The organism is Streptomyces sp. NPDC107498 (assembly GCF_055582805.1).
In genome coordinates, this window is sequence record NZ_JBVJPE010000013.1 from 23397 (window position 1) to 40699 (window position 17303).

Genomic DNA, 17303 nt, shown 5'->3' on the forward strand with positions numbered 1-17303 from the left:
CGGCCCTCTCGGCATATGCGCAGGTCCAGCCACTTCTGCATATGCCAACGGCAGTATCGCCGAGCATCGACTTGAAGAATATGAATACCGAGGGTTGACGTACTCCTTTCGCGATCACTAGTTTCTGCGACGGCTCAAAAACCAGTACGACTCCGCGCTCACCGGCGCATCACCACCCTGGGCCGCCCCGTACGGCGCCATCCGCGTCCGTAAGCAGCAATTCCGGTTCACCCCTCGTCCGGAGGCAGTCACTTTGAGCACGTCAACCCCCCACCTCCACCACCGTCCCGACCGAGTTCGCGCCCGCCGGTTCCACGGCGTCCCCGCAGCGTCTCGGTCCATGTTCTGACGGTGCGGGCCATCTAGCCCGTTCCCGCCGGCCCGTTCTCCCGGGGCCGTGCCTTCTTCCGCTGCTCTCCGGTGAGTACCGACTGACGCGCCCGCTTTCCGTTCCGGCGGTTCCCCGTTGTTCGACGCGTGCGCGTTCGCCATGCCTTCTTCCGGAATTTCCCGAGGGTATTAGGCCCATTTCGGCGCGTTCGGGCCCCCTTCCGAGTCCGTTCCGCCCGAGCCCTGCTTCCGCCCTGCCCACCCCACCGAAAGGTTCAGGCTGCGATGAGTGCTGCCCCGATCACGGCGCCGGTCGAGAAACGATCCCTGCCCGTCGGAGGGAAGGGGACCCTCTGGGTCGCCCGCCCCGCCTACGGAGTCTTCGAGTACCGCGGTCGACCGCTGCGCATCGAGGTCGAGGACCCCGCCGAGGTGCTCTTCCCCACCGACTGCGGCCTGAGCCTGGTCGCCGCCCTCAACCACCCGAGCGCGCCCGACCCGCGCGGCCTCACCGCCTTCGACCTGGGCTGCGGTTCCGGCCTCTACACGGTCGCCCTGCTGGCGGGCGGCGCCTCGCACGTCACGGCCATGGACGTCAACGCCGCCGCCGCCGGGGACACCCTGGCCAACGTCGCCCGCAACGGTCTCGACGTCAATCGCGTGTCCTGCGTCACCGCCGACCTCGCCGGCTTCGCGCCGGTGGAGAAGGCCGACCTCGTCGTGACGAACCCGCCGCACCTGCCGTACGACCCGCGCTACTCCACCGACAGCGGACTGGAGACGGCCCTGGTCGCCGGCCGCGAGGGCCGGGGCATGTACGACGCCGTCGTCGCCCGGATCGACGACCTGCTCGTGCCCGGCGGCCGACTGGTCATGGCCCATTCCTCGCTGGCCGACGTGGCCCGCACGGTTTCCGAGATGTGCGCCAAGGGCTACGAGGTCCGCACCATCGAGGTCTGCGAAATGGACATTCCGCTGGAAAGCTACGCGGAGCACAAGGACATCATGCTCGGTCACCTCGAGAAGCTGCGGGCCGACGGCCGTGCGGAATTCGAGGGCGAGCGCTTCCTGGTCCACGCGCTGGAATTCACGCGTCCGCTTGTGTCCGCCGGACTCTGATCACCCTGCACGGCACCGAAAACGCACGAAAACGCACGCAAAAATCGACGAGGGGGAACGCATGACGATCGACGGAAGTGTGGCGCAGGTGGCTGCGGAAGAGGTGGACGGCCTGCTCGAACGCCACTTCGCGAAGAATTTCGACGCCGCGGTGACGGCCGGAATACGCGAGAAATTCGCCGCGGAACACATCGTGCCGCTGCGCGGACTGCTCCCGCCGGAACTCTTCGGTCCGATCCGGGACGAGGCGTTCGGCATCATGGACCGGCACGGTGTCAGCCACGATCTCACCTTCGAGATCACGGACAACACCCCGCGCAGCATGACCACCGTCGGCCAGCCCGTCATCAAGGACGAGGGCCCGTTGATCGACGCGTTCTACTTCTCCCCCCGGGTCCTGGACCTCGTCTCCCGCGTCGTCGGCGAGAAGGTCCACACCTGTCCGTACGCCGGCGAGCACTACGTCATCAGCCGCCTGCTGAAGTCGGGCGACACCCACGGCTGGCACTGGGACGACTACACCTACGGCATCATCCTGGTCCTCGAGGCCCCGCACTACACCGAGGGCGGCTTCGTCCAGGCGGTCGCGAACACCTCCTGGGACAAGGAGAACCCCGACGTCCACGGCGCGCTGATCAGCAGCCAGGTCCGCTCCTACGCGCTGGAGCCCGGCGACGCGTACGTCGTGAAGACGAACACCACCATGCACCGCGTGTACCCGATCCGCGGCGACGGCCGCCGCACGATCGTCAACATGACGCTGGCCAGCGAGGACGACCTCAGCCGCCCCATGACGCACGAGACCAACGACGCCCTGTTCGGCGGCGTCCGCGATCCGCGCGACGCCGGCTGACGCCCCGGTCGCCCACCGAGGAGCCAACGATGCAACCACGCGAGACGATGCGCGGCCTGCCGCGCCTCGTACAGCCCTTCCTGACCTGGGTGACCGGCGTGCCCCTGGCCGGCACCGCGCCCCGGGTCATGTGGCGCCCCACCCTGGCCCTGATCGCCGGCGCGGTGCAGACCGCCGTCTCCGTCGCCGCCGGCGCCTGGGCCCTGACCCGGCCCTGGTACGTCCTCGTCCCGGTGCTGCTGCTCAGCTGGCCCGTCACGGCCGGCGGCATGCGGCGGCTGGACGTCGTCGTCGTCCACCAGACGCTGCACCGGATGTTCACCGCCTCCAAGCAGGGCAACCGGGTCGTCAGCGAGCTGATCACCACCCTGCTGTGGCGGCCGCCCTTCGACGGCAACCGCGACGAGCACCTCACCCACCACGCCTTCCCCTGCTCCCTCAAGGACGGCGACACGCTGTACCTGCAGAGCACCGGCGCCCGGCCGGGCATGACCCGCAAGGAGTTCCGCGGCTACCTGCTGCGCGCGCTGGTCTCGCCCCGTCACCACCGGTCCTTCCTGTTCAGCCGGATCCGGGCCAACTTCCTGAGCCGTTCCCCGCTGTACCGGATGGCGATGGCGTACGGCTTCCTGGCCGTGACCGTCGCCCTGCTGGCGGTCACCGGCTGGTGGGTCCAGTGGCTGCTGCTCTGGTTCGTCCCGCTGACGTTCTTCTTCCAGAACCAGACCCTGCTGTACACGCTCAGCGAGCACCGCTGGTGGATCCACGGCAACGCCGAGCGCCTCACCAAGGCGCAGCGCGACGAGTTGACCTTCGGCCGGTTCTGCGGGGAGCCCGTCCCGGACACCGCCTCGCTGGGCGCGGCCGGCCGGCTCGCTGCCTGGACCGGCTGGTGGCTGCGGATGACGCTGCTCTACGCCCCGTACCGCATGTGCATCCTCGTCGGCGACACCGTGCAGCACGACCTGCACCACGTCCGGCCCAAGTGTGACTGGGCGAACTCCTCCTGGGTCCGCAACGACGACCTCGCGCAGGGCAACGCCGACCGCTACTACGAAGCGTGGGGCGGCCTGCTCACCCACGTCTACGTCGGCAACAGCGTCCGTGACTGGACCGCCGTGCCGTCCGCTCCGCTCACCCCGTCGACGGCGAGGTGAGTCCGTGACCACACGAGCAAGGTCCATGAAGAAGATCCTCGTCGTCGACAGCACCGGACGCGGCCACGCGATCTGCGATTTGTTCACGCGCACCGACCCGGACGTGACCGTCTACTACGGGCCCGGCTGCGACGTGATCGACCACCCGCGCATCGTGTCCGCCCCGTCGGTCTCGCTGACCGACCCGGCCAGCGCCCTGTCGTTCCTGGAACGCCACCCCGTCTCCTTCGTCTTCGTCTCGAACATCGACGCCCTGTCCCTGGGGTACGTCGACGAACTGCGCCGCGCCGGACACCGGGTCATCGGCCCGACGAGGGCCGCGGCGGCCCTGGAGTCGAGCAAGACCCGCGGCAAGGAGTTCTGCGCCCACCACGGCATCCCCGTGCCCGGGTTCGAGGTCTTCACCGACGCCGAGAAGGCCAAGGAGTACGTGCGGGCCCTCCCGTACCGCTGCGTCGTCAAGACCGACGGGCTGACCCCCGACGGCGACGGCTCGGTGGTCTGCGACTCGACGGCCGAGGCGGAGGCGGCCGTCGACCGGTTCGCCCGCGAGTGCGGCGAAGGACTGCGGCTGGTCGTCGAGGAACGCCTGACCGGTTCCGAGATCTCGGTGTTCGCGCTGCTCGACGGGGACAGCGCCCTGCTGTTCCCCACCGGCCTCGACTACAAGCGCACCCTGGAGAACGACGCCGGCAAGAACTGCGACGGCATGGGCTCCGTCGCGCCGCACCCGGACGACAGCCCCGAGCTGCGCGAGGAACTCCGGTCCACGCTGGTCGACCCGCTGGTACGCGGCCTGAGGGCGGAGGGACTGGACTTCACCGGGTTCGTGTACATCGGCGCCATGCTCACCCCGCGCGGCCCCGTCGTCATCGAGATCAACACCCGCTTCGGCGACTCCGAGGCGGAGGTCGTCCTGCCCGGCGTTACCAGCGACTTCACCGCCCTGTGCGAGGCGGTGCTCGCCCGCGAGCTGGGCGGGCACCGGCTGGAGACCGACGGCCGGGCCCGCTGCTCGGTCGCGCTCGTCCAGGGCAGCGTCGACCCGGGACCCCCGGACGCCCCGGCCGGCTGGCCGTTCGGCCCCTTCACCGTCGGCCAGGCGGTGAGCGGCCTCGACCGCGTCGACCCCGCCGAGGCCGTCGTCTTCTGCGCGAACGTCCGGCTCGACAGGGCCGGCGTCCCGCGCACCACCGGCGGCCGGGTGCTCCACGTGGTCGGCGCCGGCATCACCCCCGAGGAGGCGCGCGCCCGCGCCTACGGCCAGATCGAGCGCGTCGGCTTCCCCGGCATGCGCTACCGGACCGACATCGGGGCCGTCGCGGTTCCGGCAGGGAAGTGAGCACCCCGATGCCCCGCAGGAGAGCCTTCGTCCTCTTCGAGATGATGAACGCGATGCTCGTCACCGCGCAGGCCGCCAAGGCCCGCGGTTTCGAGATCGTCGCCCTCAACCGCAACCCGCTGTGCTCCGAGGGCCCGTTCACCGTGCCCGACGGGCTGGTCGACGAGTACGTCCAGGTCGCCTCCTGGACGAACCCCACCACCGTCGAGCCGCTCCTGAAGTACCTCACCAACCGCTACGAGGTCGTCGGCACCCACAGCATGTTCGAGGGAGCGCTGCCCCACCAGGCGGCCCTCCGCGAGCTCGCCGGACTGCCGACGACCGACCCCGCGACCCTGCGCGGCATCCTCGACAAGGCACACGTCCGCGCCCGGCTCCAGGAGGCCGGCCTCACCGCCCTGCGGACCGCCCCGCTCGACGAGGCGCTCGCCTGGGAGACCTGGAACTTCGACCGGCCGGCCGTCCTCAAGCCGGCCAACGGCACCGGCAGTGCCCTGTGCTTCGAGGTGTCCACGCCCGAGGAACTGCGCGCGGCGATGGAGACGGTGGAGCGGACCGAGGTCGTCAACCCGTTGATGCGGGACTACATCCGGGCCCACGGCGCCTTCGTCCTGGAGGAGCGGGCGGAGGGCGAGCTCCTCTCCGTCGAGTCGATGGTGCACCGCGGCGAGGTCGGCTTCGTCAACCTCACCGGCCGCTACGTGCTCGCCTCCGACCCGGTCGTCGAACAGGGCATGCAGCTGCCCTACCACCACCCCCACCAGGACCGGATCGTCGAAATCTCGCGCGCCGTGCACGAGGCCCTCGGCTTCCACCACGGCCCCACGCACCTGGAGTTCATGGTGACGGAGGACGGGACCGCCGAACTGATCGACTTCAACGCCCGTGGCGCGGGATTCGCCGCCCCGGTCTCCACCGGAGCGGCCTACGGGATCGACTTCGGCGACGTGCTCGTCGACATCGGCTGCGGCATCCGGCCCGACCTCTCCTTCACCGGGCGCCCGCACCGGTTCGCCGTCGAGATGCTCGTGATGCCGCGCCCCGGGACCACCGAGTTCCGGTCGATCGAGTTCCCCGCCGACACCCTGGCGGCCCGCGCCACCAAGACCGGCGGCGAGAAGCTCAGCGGCCGCGCCGACCAGCTCGATGCCGTCGGCATGTTCATCGTCACCGGCGACACGGCGTCCGAGGCGCACCGGCGCGGCCTCCAGGCGCGCCGCGAGGTCGTCGTCAACGGCGAGCCCCTGGGCGACCACCCGGGCAACGCCGTCGCCCACTCCCGCCACATCGGCCGGGACCTCCCGGCCTCGTCGCCGACCGGAGGCCCGCGGTGACCCGAACGCACGAAGAGGCAGTCATGACGCAGGACAGCGGCCCCGCCGCCGTGTTCGACAGCCGGGAGTCGGCGGTCCGCTCGTACTCCCGGTCCTTCCCCGCCACCTTCACGACCGCCCGGCGCGAGTTCGTGACCGGCGCGGACGGCACCCGGTACCTCGACTTCCTGGCCGGGGCCGGCGCGCTGAACTACGGCCACAACCCCGAGTTCGCCAAGCGCGCGCTGATCGACTACATCGAGCGTGACGGTCTCACCCACGGTCTGGACCTGGCGACCCCGGCCAAGCAGGACTTCCTGGAGACCTTCCAGGAGCACATCCTCGCGCCGCGCGGCCTCGACCACCGGGTGCAGTTCTGCAGCCCGTCCGGGACCAACGCGGTGGAGGCGGCCCTCAAGGTGGCCCGGCTCGTCACCGGGCGCACCAACGTCGTCGCGTTCGGCGGCGGCTTCCACGGCATGAGCACCGGTGCGCTGGCCGCGGTCGGCTCGGACTTCTACAAGGCAGGCCTGCACGCCACCCTGCCGAAGACCACCCACATCCCCTTCCCCGACTCCCCGATGGGCCCGTTCGACTCGCTCGACCTGCTCGACCGGCTCGTGTCCGACAGCAGCTCGGGCGTCGAGAAGCCGGCCGCCGTCATCATCGAGACGGTGCAGTGCGAGGGCGGGGTGTACGTGGCGCCCACCGAGTTCCTCGTCGGCCTGCGGACCTGGTGCGACACCCACGGCGTGCTGCTGATCGTCGACGACATCCAGGTCGGCTGCGGCCGCACCGGCACCTTCTTCTCCTTCGAGCGCGCGGGCATCCGTCCGGACCTGATCACCCTCTCCAAGTCGATCAGCGGATACGGACTGCCCATGGCGCTGCTGCTGGTCAAGCCCGAGTACGACGTGTGGAAGCCGGGCCAGCACAACGGCACCTTCCGGGGCAACCAGCTCGCGTTCGTCGCCGCCGCCGAGGCCGTTCGCACCCACTGGGCGGACGGCGCGGGCGAGGCGTTCGGCGCCGAGGTGCGCCGCAAGGGCGACCTGGTCGAGGCCTACCTGGCGGAGCACGTGACCGCCCGCTTCGCCGCCTCCGTCCGGGGCCTGGGGCTGATCCGGGGCATCGACGTGAGCGCCGCCGGCATCTCCGGCGCCAAGGTGTCCCGCCGCTGCTTCGAGCGCGGGCTGATCGTGGAGACCTGCGGCCGCGACAGCGAGGTCATCAAGATCCTCCCGCCGCTGACCCTGTCCGACGAGAGCCTGACGGCCGGACTCGACGTCATCGTCGAGGCCCTCTACGACGAGGTCCAGGACGACCGGCGGGCCACCGCGGGGTCCGCCCCCGCCCCGTCGACCCCCGCCACCGCATGACCACCGGAGGAACCAGCATGAACACCATCCTGATCATCGGCGGGCGGCTGCAGGCCATCGAGAAGGCGAAGGCCCTCGGCCTGCGGGTCGTCCTCCTCCAGCACAAGGAGCGGCTGCTGCCCGGCCAGGCCGAGGCGGCCGACGCGCTGTTGCTGGTGGACTACCTCGACTGGGACGTGACCTGGCCGATCGTCCGCGCCGCCCACGAGGCGTACGGCTTCACGGCCGTCATGACCCTGGTGGAGCAGGCCACCGAACTGGCCGGCCGGCTCAACGACCGCCTCGGCCTGACCGGCACCTCCTACGAGGTGGCGAACCGCCTGCACGACAAGCTCCGGATGCGCGAGTGGCTCCACCAGACCGGCTTCGAGTCGGTGGGCTGCGCCGAGGTGAAGAGCGCCGAGGACATCCGGGAGTTCGGCACCCGCCACGGCTACCCGGTCATCGTCAAGCCGCTCGACGGAACCGCGAGCCGCGGCATCGCGGTCATCGAGAACGCGGACGAGGCCGACGCCGCATGGGCGGACCTGGCCGGGCTCCGCAACCGCGACGACCTGCCGATGGCCACCTTCTACCCCGTCACCTCCTTCATCGCCGAGGAGTACATCGACGGCGTCGAGTACAGCGTCGAGTCCTTCTCCTTCGCGGGCCGCCACATCGTCGTCTCCGTCACCGGCAAGTTCGCCGACGGCGTCGTGGAGATGGGCCACGCGCTGCCGGCGATCCTCGACCCGGAGGACGAGCGGACCATCGTGGACCACGTCGTCGGCTTCCTGACGGCCATCGGCCTCAAGGACGGCGTCGGCCACACCGAGGTCAAGCTGTCGTCCAAGGGCCCGCGGATCATCGAGGGCCACGACCGGGTGGCCGGCGACCGACTGCTCGACTTCATGGCCGTCACGCACGGCGTCGACATGGAGCAGTACGCGGCCGGCTGGCCGTTCCGCCTGGTCACCGAGCTGTTCGAGCGGCCGCAGGCGGTCCTCGGCGCCGCGACGAAGTGGGTCAACGGCCGGCCCGGCGTCGTCGAGTCCGTCGAGGGCGTCGAAGAGGTCCGCGCGCTGCCCGGCGTCTTCGGCGTCGACGTGTACGTCGAGCCCGGCGACGTGATCAGCCCGATGCACGACAACTACGGCCGCCACGTCCAGGTCCTGGTCACCGCCGAGGACACCGCGGCCGCCATCGAGCGGATCGACGGCATCCTCGACCGGATCCGCGTGGTCACCCGGCCCGAACAGGGCTGAGCCGGACCCCTCAGGCAGGAACCGAAGCGAGAGAGAGCCGGAAGTGGCAACCACCGTCGAACCCGATTCGCTAGGCCGGAAACTCGGCATCCCACGGTTGAAGGGGCACGGCAAGTTCGTCTCCGCGAGTCTGATCGACAGCCTCGGCACCGGACTGATCCTGGCGTTCACGGTCGTGTACTTCGCCCGGACCACCTCCGTGTCCCTGGCCGCGATCGGCGCCGCCATGACCCTGGCACGGCTCCTCGCCCTGCCGACGTCCATGGTCGTGGGCCCGCTGATCGACCGGTTCACCGCCCGGCGCACGGCGGCCTGGGGCAACCTGGTCTCGGTCCTCGGCTACCTCGGCTTCCTCCTGGCGCACTCGGTGTGGCAGATCGTGGTCGTGGCCTTCCTCGTCCAGGTGGGCCACACCACGTACTGGACGTCCAGCAGCGGCCTGGTGGTACTCGCCGCCCCCGAGGACCGGCGCACCACCTGGTTCGGCTTCATGACCGCCCTGCGCAACACGGCGATGGGCATCGGCGGCGCGCTCGCCGCCTTCGCCTTCACGCTGGGGGAGGGGACCGCGCTCCACGCCATCGTCATGGGCAACGCGGTGAGTTACGTCCTCGCGGCCGTCCTGCTCTTCACCTGGCGGCCCGCGCCCCCCGAGCCCCCTCGCGAGACCTCCCGGGCGACCGCCGACGTGATCCTCGACGCGGCCCCGGAGGAGCGGAGCGCCCCGCCGGAGCAGCCCCCGGCCGGCTACCGGACGGTCCTGCGGGACCTCTCGTACACGCTGCTCATCGGCGTCAACGCCACCATGGTGTTCGCCCAGATGCTCATCAAGGTGCTGCTGGCGATCTACATCGTCGACGCGCTGGAGATGCCCGCCTGGACCGCGGGCACGCTGATCGTGGTCAACGCGATCCAGGTCTCCCTCACCCAGACCCTGGTCGCCCGCAAGGCCGAGTCGTCCCGGATGACCCGCGCCGTGATGCTGGCCGCGGTGCTCAACACCGCCGCGTTCCTCCTCTTCGCCGTCCTCTACGTGACGTCGGACCTGGTGACCTACGTGGGGCTCTTCCTCGCGATGGGCGTCTTCACCCTCGCCGAGGTGATCGCCTTCCCCGCCCTCGACACCCTGAGCGTGTCGATGGCCCCCAGCACCATACGCGGCCGCTACCTGGCCACGTACCAGCTGTCCTGGACGGTCGGCGAAGTCGTCGCGCCGGGACTGCTCACCTTCCTCCTCGCCCGGGGGGAGGTGCTGCCGATGGTCTTCCTCGCCACGCTGAGCCTGCTGGCCGTCCCGCTGCTCCTCGCCCTGGAGAAGCGGACGAGGAACAAGACGTCCGAGACGGCCGGAACCACCGGGCCGTCCGACGAGACCAGGACGATGACAGGAGAAAGCGCATGAAGACGGTCGTCGTGATTTCGACCCGGGGCTTCGGGGTGTTCCGCCACGACCTGCTGGTGGAGCCGGACCAGGTCCGGTTCGTCGGCATCTTCTCCGAGCAGGACAGTGCCAACGTCTCGCAGGAGGAGCGGGAGTACTTCCACCGGATCCACGTGGTGCCCTGTGGCCTCGACAACCCCTCGTACACCGAGTCGTCGATCACCGACCCGGCGTCCGTACGGTCCATCGTGCGCGAGCTCGCCGCGGAGTGCGGTCCCGGTGAACTCACCCTGCACTGCTTCGACGAGCGGAACCTGCTGCTGACCGGCGAGCTGCGCGAGGAACTGGGCCTGCCCGGCCCGACCTACGACGAGCTGCTGCCCTACCGCGACAAGTGCCTGATGAAGGAGCGGCTGGCCGACACCGGGCTGCGCGTGCCCCGGTTCGGCCGGTTCGACGCCGACGCCTGCGCCGCGGACCCGGCGGCCTACCTGGACCGGATCGTCACCGAGGTCGGCATGCCCTTCGTGCTCAAGCCGGTCGACGCGGCCTCCGCCGACGGTGTGTACAAGGTCTTCACCAGGGAGGAGTTCTTCGCCCTGCCGAAGGACCTCGGACGCTCCTACGAGTACGAGGAGCACATCGACGGCACCATGTACAGCGTCAACCTGGTGACGCAGAACGGCAGAACCGTCTTCCGCGGGGTCACCGAGTACCTGGTCAACTCCACCGAGGTGCAGAAGGGCCGGGTCAACGCCGACATCAACCTGATCGACTCCGACCCCCGCGTCGACCGCATGGTGGCCTTCACCGAGACCGTCCTGGACGCCCTCGGCCGGCTGGACGGCGGCAGCCACCTGGAGCTCTTCCACACCAAGGACGACGAGCTGGTCTTCCTGGAGGTCGGCGCCCGCTTCAAGGGCCTGGCCGGACTCGCCGCCATGCAGGAGAACTACGCGGTCGCGCTGCTCAACCTGGCCTTCGAGATCGAGGCGGGACTGGCCAGCCACCCGTGGGACCAGGAGCAGACCTACTGCTTCGACGCGGTGATCCCCAAGCGACCCGGCGTCGTGGCCCGGCTCGTGGACCCCGACGTCGAGAGCGACTTCACCATGAAGTGGAAGGTCGAGGTCGGCGAGGAGATCAAGCAGGGCGCCTCGCTCATCGACAACGGCGGCACCTTCCTCGTCCGCAACAAGGACTACGACACCCTCTACCGGGACTTCGAGAAGCTGGCCGGCTACACCCCGATCCGCTACACGGACGAGGTCTGACGCCGTGGTGCGACGCACGCGCGAGGCGGAGGCCGTCGACATGGTTTCGCTGCGCGCCACCGTCGGCCGCATCGTGGAGGCGGACCGGTTCGACGGCTGGCTGATCGAGCTGCCCGACCACGTGCTGGTCGCGGTCGCGGCGCCGCTCGAAATGCTCGGCTTCCAGCACTACCTGACGCCGCCGCGGGACGACTTGCTGGTCAGGGCGGCCCGGGTGGTGTGGGACTCTGTGGCCGGTCTCCTGGCCGACTGCCCGGCCGATCTGGCCGCCGAGTTCGCCTCCCTGGGCGCCGCCCTCACCCCGAGTGAAGCCGGCACGGCGGCACGGCCAGGGACGAGCCGAGCCGACGCTTCATGAACGACAGGAGTCCCTCCGTGCACTACACCGGACTTGAGCTGGACCGGGCGGGCGACCGCCGCTCCGACGCCGCCTGGGTCGCCGCGCAGGCTTCCCTCCCCGGCACCCGGGTGCTCCCGATGTGGCGCGACCAGTGCCTCACGCGGGGCGGGACGCCGGTGGTGCGGAGGGGCTCCGACGCGGGCCCGTTGCTGGACGGGGCCGCCGAGCCGGTGTTCCTGGGACTCGACGGCGACGAGGCGGTCTTCGCGGCCGACCTGTCCGCGCTGACGGAGGACCGGGCCCGTGCCCTGGCGGGCGCCGACGCCGTCCAGGACGTGCGGCAGCTGGTCGCCGGCATCGGCATGGCCGAGGCCGGCCTGCTCGCCTACGCCCGCGGCCTGCTGCACTGGAACCGCAACCAGCGGTTCTGCGGTGCCTGCGGCGGCCCCGCGGACTCCCGGCACGGCGGTCACCTGCGGGTCTGCCGGGACTGCGGAAAGCTCCTCTTCCCGCGCATCGAGCCCGCCGTGATCATGCTGATCGAGCTGGCCGGCCGGCCCCGGCGCTGCCTGCTGGCGCGGCACGCCCAGTCGGGTCCGCAGTCCTTCAGCACCCTCGCCGGCTTCGTCGAGATCGGTGAGGGCCTGGAGGACGCCGTGCGGCGCGAGGCCTTCGAGGAGGCGGGCGTCCAGGTGAAGTCCGTCGTCTACCAGGGCTCGCAGGCATGGCCCTTCCCGGCGGGCCTGATGGTCGGGTTCCGCGCCGAGGCCGCCTCGGACACCGTCCGCGTCGACGGTGCCGAGGTGGTGGACGCGCGGTGGTTCACGGCGGCGGAACTGCGGGCCCACATCGACGCCGGGCACGTCTACCGCGCCGACTCCATCGGCAAGTTCCTCATCGAGAGCTGGCTCGCCGAGGACGACGCCGAGGAGAACACGAACGGATGAAACGGATGGATGACCTTCATGGATGACACGGATGGCTGACACGGCCGCGGCACCGACAGCGCCCCGACGGCCCTCACCCGCCTCCCGGGTGCTGGCCGTCCCCGCCGCCGAGCCCGGACAGGCGCTCGACTACTTCCTCCGGGCCCGGCTGGCCTGTGAGACGGACCCCTTCGACGTCCATCACGACGTCTCCGACGGCGTACCCGGCTTCGTCCTGATCGACGCCCGGCAGGAGGCCGCGTACCGCGAGGAGACGCTGCCCGGCGCGCGGAGCGTGCCGCACCCCACGATGACGGCCGACGTCCTCGCCGGGCTCGATCCCGCACCCCTCTACGTGACGTTCGGCTGGGGCCCCGCCTGCAATGCCGGCACGAAGGCCGCCGCCGCGCTCGCGGGTGCCGGATTCCGGGTGAAGGAGATGATCGGCGGCCTGGAGTACTGGAAACGCCAGAACTATCCCACCCAGACAAGGGGGCCAGTGACATGAGTGAAGAGATCAAGCGGGTCATCGACGAGGTCGACGGAATACGCCGGGGCCTGGACCGGAAAGCCGATCCACGCGATCCCGCATTCCTCGACGGGCTGCTGAAACAGCTGGAGAACGCACCGCACCTGCGGGAACAGCCCATCGCCCGGGCCCTCATGGAAGACCTGCGCGGATTCGCCGACGAACCCCGGCTGCTGCGCACCAAGGCCCACGTCAACGACCGGCGTGACCAGCACATCTTCTCCTACTTCGACGCCTCCTACTTCCCCCGGCTGTCGCTGGACTACCTGACGTACGAGACGCTGCCGACCCACCCGCTGCTGGCCGAGCGGTACGCCAGCAACACGATGCCGGTGAACATCACCGCCTGCTCCGAGGGATTCGAGTCCCGGGTCGTCGTGGCCCTCTTCCCGGAGAACCACCTGGACGGTCGGCAGGAACCCGACGACCTGATCTTCTACTTCATCAACAAGTTCGTCGAACGCCACAACCGCATCACCCGGAAGATGATCGACGGGGTGATGGCGCCGGGCAGTTTCCCGCTCCTCCAGGACGCCGACGACGATCTCGTCGAATCCGCGTCCGCCTGGTGGGTGCGGCTGCACGAGTTCCACCACCGGCAGGGCGACATGCCCATCCCCGACTATCTCCACGCCAAGAAGCTCAAGCCGCTCGCCGGCCTGGAGGAACTCCGCGTCGACGTCTCCTCGATGCTGGTCTGCCTCCAGGACGACGAGCTCCCCGCCGACGAGGCCCGCCGCGCCTACGAGTACATGCTCGCGGAACGTCTGCTCCGCTACGCCGTCGAGGGCATCCCGCGGCCCAACTACGACGCCGTCGCCTCCCAGCTGCTCTTCAACTACCTCTTCGAGAACGGCGGCATCGACCTGCGCGGCGACCGGATCCACCTCGCGCCCGAGCTCCCCGCCGTCCTGACCCGCTTCCTGAACGAGATCGTGACCGTGGAACGGCGCATCCACACGGAGTCCGTGGCGGACGTGAAGGCCGCCCTGCTCGCGTTCACCAACGCCTACACCGACTACGACGAGACGGCGAAGGACTACCGGCACATCCCGTTCTTCGCCGACGTCAAGCAGCGCCTGGGCGTCTGACCCGCATGACACCGCCCCCGGCCCCGCGAAGCCCGCTGCCCGCCCGGCTGCTCCTGGCGGCCCACGAGGACCCCCGGCTGCGCTCCCGGACGTTCCGGACCGAGCTGGGATTCGGCGCGGCCGGCGCCGCCCTCCTCGAACTCGCCCGGGAGGGACGGATCAGCGTCTCGCACGACGAGGTCGTGGTCCGTGGCGCGGGGCGCTGCCCCGACCCGGTCGTCGACCTCGTGCTCGGCCGGCTGCTGTTCGCCGAGCGGGGGCGCGGTCCACGCGGCTGGATCGAGCGGCTGGGCCCCGAGGTGCTGGAGGGGACCCGGGACCAGCTGCTCGCTCAGGGGCTGCTGGTGCCCGTGCGGCGCCGGGTCCTCGGGCTGTTCCCGGTGCACGGGTACGCGCTCGCCGGCGCCGTGCCCCGGCATCCGCCGGATGCCGCGCTCATCTGGCTCCTGGACGCCCTGCGCCGGCCGTCGGGGGCGCCGCGGCCGGAGTGCACGGATCCGGTCGTCCTCGCCGTCCGGGCCGCCACGGAGGCCGCGGCCCTCCCGCTCGCCTGTTCCGGCTGAGCGCGGGGGCCGCCCGGCCGGTCCCGGGGCCCCCGATAGGGTGACCGTCATGCGTGATTTCGGGGCGGGTTTCGGTTACTTGGTGCGGGGCCAGAAGTGGGTCGGCGGCCACGGGCGTTGGCTCGGCTTCGGGCTGCTGCCCGGGCTCGTGACGCTCGTCCTCTACACCGGCGCGCTCGTCGGCCTCGGCTACGGCGCCGACGACCTGACCGCGTGGGCGACGCCGTTCGCCGACGGCTGGTCCTCGCCCTGGCAGGGGATCTTCCGCGGCGCCCTGACGGGGCTCGTCTTCGCCTTCGGGCTCTTCCTCGCGGTGATCACCTTCACCGCCGTCACCCTCCTCGTCGGCCAGCCCTTCTACGAGTCGCTCTCCGAGGAGGTCGACCGCAGCGAGGGGGGCGAGGTCCCCGAGTCGGGCCTGCCGCTCTGGCGCGAGCTGTGGATCTCGGCCCGGGACAGCCTGCGGATCCTGGTGCGGGTCGCGTTCTACGGCGTCCTCCTCTTCGCCTGCGGCTTCATCCCCGTCGTCGGCCAGACCGTCGTCCCCGCCATCGGCTTCTGCGTCTCCGGCTTCTTCCTCACCGAGGAGCTGACGGCCGTCGCGCTCCAGCGCCGGGGCGTCGAGTTCAAGGAACGGCTGCGGCTGCTCCGCGGGCGCCGGATGGCCGTGCTGGGCTTCGGCGTTCCGCTGGTGCTCGCCTTCCTCGTGCCGTTCGTCGCCGTCCTCCTCATGCCGGGAGCGGTCGCCGGAGCCACCCTGATGGCCCGCGACCTGCGCGGCGAGAACGCCGACGGGGACGACGGCTCCGAAGAGAACGACCGGGAAGGCGGCAACCCTCCTTCCTCCGGTGGCGACCAGGGGGTGCACCACCTCCCCCGCTGAAGAAGGAACGCATGACGTCACCCGAGCGGAAGACGGGCCGCCGGCGCGCGGTCATCGGCGGCCCCAGTGCCCCCGTCGTCACCGGCGCGGGCAAGCCGGTCGTGACCACGTTCAAGGTCGTCGACTTCGGCGAGCTCGTCCGCTCCTGCGGCAACTGCAAGGAGCAGTACGCGCGGACGATCCTGATCGACGACGTGGACGTCACCGCGCCCGGCAGGTCGATCGCCGGCGTCAACGCCGACCACGGCGACCCGGTGTCCCTGCGGAACGTCCGGATCCACGGCGACGCCGAGCGGAGCATCAAGCCGTGCACCCGCTTCACCGGGAACGACACCGGCAAGGAGCCCAAGGAGCCCAAGGAGCCCAAGGAGGTCGGCGCCGGCCCGGACGGCGCCACCTGCCGCCACTCGGCCGCGGACCTCTCGTACCCGTAGGTCCGAGGACCGGTGGCGGCCCCGGGCACCGGTGGGCCCCGGGTACCGGTGGCGCCCACCGCACCGCGCCCGGCCCTCAGTCGTCGAGGGCCGGGTGCAGCTCCGGGCGCGCGTCCCACCAGGCCCGGTGGAAGGCGTTGTTGTCCACGTTCGCCAGGTACGCGCGGGCCGCCGCCCGGTACAGCAGCTCCGCCTGCGGGGCCGGTACGGCGGCCCGGTTCCAGGCGAGCCGGATCCGCCCCGTCACCGGGTCGCCCTCCAGGGGGCGGAGGACCGTTCCCTCCGCCGCCGGAGCCGTCGGCTGGCTCATCGAGATCGCCCGGCCGGACGCGATCAGGTCGTAGTGCATCTTGCGGTCGGCGACCCGGTGCCGCAGCGAGGGGGTGAACCCGGCCTTCCCGCAGGCCGCGACCAGCGCCTCGGGGCCGCCGTCGTCGTCCTCCACCAGCGTCATCCAGGACTCGCCCGCCAGGTCGGCGAGCGCGACCCGCTCCCGGCCGGCCAGCGGGTGCGCCGCCGAGAGCCGCACGCAGAACGGCTCCTTGGGGACGAGGGTGCGGGCCGTCGTCCCCTCAGGCAGCGGCACCTCGTGGTCGTTGACCTCCCCGTACAGGACGGCGTCGTACCGTCCCGCGCCGAGCTGCCGGGTCAGCGTCGTCGCCGAGTGCTCCACGGTGACGGCGATCTCCTGCCCCGCCATGAGCCGCTCCAGCTCCCCGAGCAGCCGGTCGACGAGGACGAGCAGGATGCAGCCGAGCCGCAGCGGGGTGTGCGGGGCGGCCGCCCGGGCGCCGGCGACCAGCGCGTCCATCTCGCCGAGCACGAGCCGGGCCTTGGCGAGGACGAACTCGCCCAGCGGGGTGGGTTCCACACCGTGCCGGCCGCGCAGGAACAGCTCCCCGCCCGCGACCCGCTCGATGCGCCGCAGCTGCGCCGAGAGGGCCGGCTGCGAGACCCCGAGCCGCCCGGCGGCCCGCCCCAGACTGCCCGCTTCCGCTATCCGGCAGACGGCTTCGAGATGCCTCAACTCCAGCTGCATTTCAGCAGCGTACGCAGCGGAGCACGGGCGCACCATAACCCGCGTCTTATGCCGGATGAGATGTCCCGAACTGGCCATGTCCACGCCCATACTCGGCGCGATGATC

General features: G+C 70.9%; 17 protein-coding genes. 16 read left to right on the forward strand and 1 reads right to left on the reverse strand.

Going from position 1 to position 17303, the window contains the following annotated elements; all coding sequences use genetic code 11:
- The first annotated feature begins 615 nt into the window (after positions 1-615).
- The 16 genes from ACZ66Z_RS22685 to ACZ66Z_RS22760 all read left to right on the forward strand — a co-directional run bounded on the left by ACZ66Z_RS22685 (position 616) and on the right by ACZ66Z_RS22760 (position 16158).
- Positions 616-1449: a methyltransferase gene (locus tag ACZ66Z_RS22685; protein ID WP_469936645.1), complete on the forward strand. Its 834-nt coding sequence runs from the start codon at positions 616-618 to the stop codon at positions 1447-1449.
- A 61-nt stretch (positions 1450-1510) separates the two neighbouring features.
- Positions 1511-2302, forward strand: a complete 792-nt coding sequence (locus ACZ66Z_RS22690) for a HalD/BesD family halogenase (protein ID WP_469936647.1) — start codon at positions 1511-1513, stop codon at positions 2300-2302.
- Positions 2303-2331: 29 nt separating this feature from the next.
- Complete coding sequence (locus ACZ66Z_RS22695) at positions 2332-3459, forward strand: fatty acid desaturase (RefSeq protein ID WP_469936649.1); 1128 nt, start codon at positions 2332-2334, stop codon at positions 3457-3459.
- 4 nt (positions 3460-3463) lie between these two features.
- Positions 3464-4801 carry a phosphoribosylamine--glycine ligase gene (purD, locus tag ACZ66Z_RS22700; protein ID WP_469936651.1) on the forward strand — a complete coding sequence of 446 codons (1338 nt, stop codon included), beginning with the start codon at positions 3464-3466 and terminating at the stop codon, positions 4799-4801.
- A gap of 8 nt (positions 4802-4809) precedes the next feature.
- A complete protein-coding gene (locus ACZ66Z_RS22705) occupies positions 4810-6135 on the forward strand; it encodes an ATP-grasp domain-containing protein (protein ID WP_469936653.1) in 1326 nt (441 codons plus the stop codon).
- Between the two features lie 23 nt (positions 6136-6158).
- Positions 6159-7493 (forward strand): diaminobutyrate--2-oxoglutarate transaminase, encoded by a 1335-nt coding sequence (locus ACZ66Z_RS22710; RefSeq protein ID WP_469936655.1) that lies wholly within the window; start codon positions 6159-6161, stop codon positions 7491-7493.
- A gap of 17 nt (positions 7494-7510) precedes the next feature.
- Positions 7511-8737, forward strand: coding sequence for an ATP-grasp domain-containing protein (locus ACZ66Z_RS22715; RefSeq protein ID WP_469936657.1), 1227 nt, complete (start codon positions 7511-7513; stop codon positions 8735-8737).
- A gap of 97 nt (positions 8738-8834) precedes the next feature.
- On the forward strand, positions 8835-10139 hold the full coding sequence (locus tag ACZ66Z_RS22720) for an MFS transporter (protein ID WP_469936659.1): 1305 nt from the start codon (positions 8835-8837) through the stop codon (positions 10137-10139).
- The gene (locus ACZ66Z_RS22725) at positions 10136-11392 is read left to right on the forward strand and encodes an ATP-grasp domain-containing protein (protein ID WP_469936661.1); all 1257 of its coding nucleotides are present in this window, start codon (positions 10136-10138) and stop codon (positions 11390-11392) included. Before ACZ66Z_RS22720 ends, ACZ66Z_RS22725 begins: the two co-directional genes overlap by 4 nt.
- A 4-nt stretch (positions 11393-11396) precedes the next feature.
- Entirely contained in the window at positions 11397-11750 is a 354-nt protein-coding gene (locus tag ACZ66Z_RS22730) for a hypothetical protein (protein ID WP_469936663.1), read from the forward strand.
- A gap of 17 nt (positions 11751-11767) precedes the next feature.
- Positions 11768-12679, forward strand: a complete 912-nt coding sequence (nudC, locus tag ACZ66Z_RS22735; RefSeq protein WP_469936665.1) for an NAD(+) diphosphatase — start codon at positions 11768-11770, stop codon at positions 12677-12679.
- A gap of 31 nt (positions 12680-12710) precedes the next feature.
- Positions 12711-13166 carry a rhodanese-like domain-containing protein gene (locus ACZ66Z_RS22740; RefSeq protein ID WP_225799749.1) on the forward strand — a complete coding sequence of 152 codons (456 nt, stop codon included), beginning with the start codon at positions 12711-12713 and terminating at the stop codon, positions 13164-13166.
- On the forward strand, positions 13163-14278 hold the full coding sequence (locus ACZ66Z_RS22745) for a DUF6421 family protein (protein ID WP_469936668.1): 1116 nt from the start codon (positions 13163-13165) through the stop codon (positions 14276-14278). The genes ACZ66Z_RS22740 and ACZ66Z_RS22745 overlap by 4 nt, the downstream gene beginning before the upstream one ends.
- 5 nt (positions 14279-14283) lie before the next feature.
- Complete coding sequence (locus ACZ66Z_RS22750) at positions 14284-14841, forward strand: GOLPH3/VPS74 family protein (RefSeq protein WP_469936670.1); 558 nt, start codon at positions 14284-14286, stop codon at positions 14839-14841.
- A gap of 49 nt (positions 14842-14890) precedes the next feature.
- Positions 14891-15724, forward strand: coding sequence for an EI24 domain-containing protein (locus ACZ66Z_RS22755; RefSeq protein ID WP_469936672.1), 834 nt, complete (start codon positions 14891-14893; stop codon positions 15722-15724).
- An 11-nt stretch (positions 15725-15735) separates the two neighbouring features.
- A complete protein-coding gene (locus ACZ66Z_RS22760) occupies positions 15736-16158 on the forward strand; it encodes a pectate lyase (RefSeq protein ID WP_469936674.1) in 423 nt (140 codons plus the stop codon).
- A gap of 76 nt (positions 16159-16234) precedes the next feature.
- Here ACZ66Z_RS22760 and ACZ66Z_RS22765 read toward each other — a convergent pair whose 3' ends face one another.
- Positions 16235-17197 carry a LysR family transcriptional regulator gene (locus ACZ66Z_RS22765; RefSeq protein WP_469936676.1) on the reverse strand — a complete coding sequence of 321 codons (963 nt, stop codon included), beginning with the start codon at positions 17195-17197 and terminating at the stop codon, positions 16235-16237.
- Between the last annotated feature and the right edge of the window lie 106 nt (positions 17198-17303).